Here is a 2,003-nt window from a genome sequence, read left to right as displayed (position 1 = left end):
CTGAACCAGAGCTACTGACCTCTTAACACACTCCCCGACTGGCCCGCCGTGTCAGGCGGGCCGTTTTTGTCGCCAAATTACGGGTTGGAGGTCGGAATTGAGCATGACGAGAGTAGAGTGATCGCTCTACCTTGCCGCTATGATACCGATCGAACAACGCAGCGCTGAAATCCGGAGCAGAAAGCTTGCTGAGATGAGGTGCCTTGCAAGACTTTGACGCCTTGCGTTCTGGCTCTGACTTTCTCGGCGCGCAGCTGACCTTCAAAATCAGGATAAAACTACAATGAAAATAGCTGAAATTCACATCTATCAGCACGACCTGCCTCATACCTGCAACTACAGCTCGGTCAGCCATCTTGATCTGTCCGCAGGTCTAGGGTGGGGTATCCTTCTTGGTGAAAGCCGTTTTGGCACACCGGTCGCATCATTCTAAAACGAGAAGAAAAAACCATGGACCTGAATGGAAAAACAGCGCTGGTCACTGGCGCAGCGGGCGGTATTGGTGCCGCACTTGTGGCACGTCTGCGCGAGGAGGGCGTCCGTGTGGCGATTGCTGACCGAGATGTCAGCGGTATCGAGGCAGAAGCCCATCTGCCAGGCGATCTGCTTGACGGTACCTACGCTGATGCGTTGCCGAAGGCAGCGGTAGATCAACTGGGCGGATTGGATATTGTCATCAACAATGCCGGCGTCATCACCCGTGGGTCAGTGACCGAGTCCTCGGATAACGATTGGTTCCTGTCGCTGGGTGTGAATGTCGAGGCGCCATTCCGCATCTGCCGGTCCGCGATCCCGCTCATGGCTGAAAGTGGCGGTGGGGCCATCGTCAACACCGCCTCGTGCTGGGGCCTGCGCCCGGGTCCCAACCATGCGGTCTATTGCATGACCAAGGCGGCGATTGCCTCATTGACGCAATGTATGGGGATGGACCACGCCCATCAGGGCATTCGCATCAACGCCGTCTGCCCGAACGAGGTGAACACCCCCATGTTGCGGTCGGGCTTTGAGAAGCGCGGGTTTGACCCGGACACCGCTGTCAAAGAGCTGGGCCAGACCGTTCCACTGGGCCGCATTGCCGAGCCCGAGGATATTGTAGATGTGATCATGTTCCTGGTCTCGGACGCGTCGCGCTATGTCTGCGGCACACTGGTTGAGGTCAATGGTGGGAAGCCTGTGTCATGATGCGGTTCGAGGGCAAGGTCGCGCTGGTTACGGGCGGTCGCAGCGGCATCGGGCAGGCCATTGCGCGCCGGTTGCGGGACGAGGGCGCGCAGGTCTTTACCGCTCAACGCGGGCAAGATTCCGAGTTTCAGGGGATAGCTACAGATTTCACCAATCCTACCGGTCCGGCGCAGGTGGTGGAAGCGGTTATCCAGCGGGCAAGGCGGCTGGACGTTCTGGTTAACAACGCCGGGATGATGCAGGAAGCCAGTGTCGAGGAAATGAGCCTCGAGGATTGGCAGCGCAATCTGACCGTCAATCTGACGGCACCGTTCCTGACGATCCAGGCCGCCCTGCCACATCTGCGTAAAACCCGTGGCAGCATCGTCAACACCGGCTCGATCGAGGGGCTTGGAAGCAACCCTAGACACGCGGCCTATTGCGCATCCAAAGCCGGTTTGCACGGTCTGACCCGCGCGGTGGCCGTGGACCACGGCCCCGAAGGGATACGGTGCAATGCTGTTGCGCCGGGGTGGATCGACACGGATCTGAACCTCGATTTCATCGACAGCATGAAAGACCCCGCCGCGTTCCGCCGAGATATTGCCAGGATCCACCCGGTCGCCAGAACCGGCAGCCCCGAGGAAGTAGCCTCATTGGTTGCATTTCTGGCGTCGGACGATGCCGGGTTCATCACCGGTCAGGTTTACACGGTAGATGGCGGACGGATGGCCAAGCTGAGCCTGCCCTGATCATTCTTCCCGTGCTTTCCATTCTTTCCATCTGAGGAGTGTATTTGCGCCGATTTCTCGGAAGGGTTGGGGTGGCAGGCGTTTGGGTTG

At 58.9% G+C, this 2,003-nt stretch carries 3 protein-coding genes; all 3 read left to right on the top strand.

The window, feature by feature from the left end; translation table 11 throughout:
* Positions 1-283: 283 nt before the first annotated feature.
* From AC2FEE_RS25530 to AC2FEE_RS25520, 3 genes are read left to right on the top strand one after another with little or no spacing between them, the layout of a single operon-like run.
* Positions 284-433, top strand: a complete 150-nt coding sequence (locus AC2FEE_RS25530) for a hypothetical protein (protein WP_496868215.1) — start codon at positions 284-286, stop codon at positions 431-433.
* Positions 434-450: 17 nt separating this feature from the next.
* Complete coding sequence (locus AC2FEE_RS25525; protein ID WP_496868214.1) at positions 451-1,182, top strand: SDR family NAD(P)-dependent oxidoreductase; 732 nt, start codon at positions 451-453, stop codon at positions 1,180-1,182.
* Complete coding sequence (locus tag AC2FEE_RS25520) at positions 1,179-1,913, top strand: SDR family NAD(P)-dependent oxidoreductase (RefSeq protein ID WP_496868213.1); 735 nt, start codon at positions 1,179-1,181, stop codon at positions 1,911-1,913. The genes AC2FEE_RS25525 and AC2FEE_RS25520 overlap by 4 nt, the downstream gene beginning before the upstream one ends.
* The last annotated feature ends 90 nt before the right edge of the window (positions 1,914-2,003 follow it).

The sequence above is a fragment of the Ruegeria sp. YTSC199 genome, from assembly GCF_059609725.1.
This window is presented reverse-complemented; position numbering and strand designations above follow the sequence as displayed.

Bases quoted from the DNA above. Each gene is read 5' to 3' on its own strand.
- AC2FEE_RS25530 (WP_496868215.1), top strand. From the start codon at position 284: ATGAAAATAGCTGAAATTCACATCTATCAGCACGACCTGCCTCATACC.
- AC2FEE_RS25525 (WP_496868214.1), top strand. From the start codon at position 451: ATGGACCTGAATGGAAAAACAGCGCTGGTCACTGGCGCAGCGGGCGGT.
- AC2FEE_RS25520 (WP_496868213.1), top strand. From the start codon at position 1,179: ATGATGCGGTTCGAGGGCAAGGTCGCGCTGGTTACGGGCGGTCGCAGC.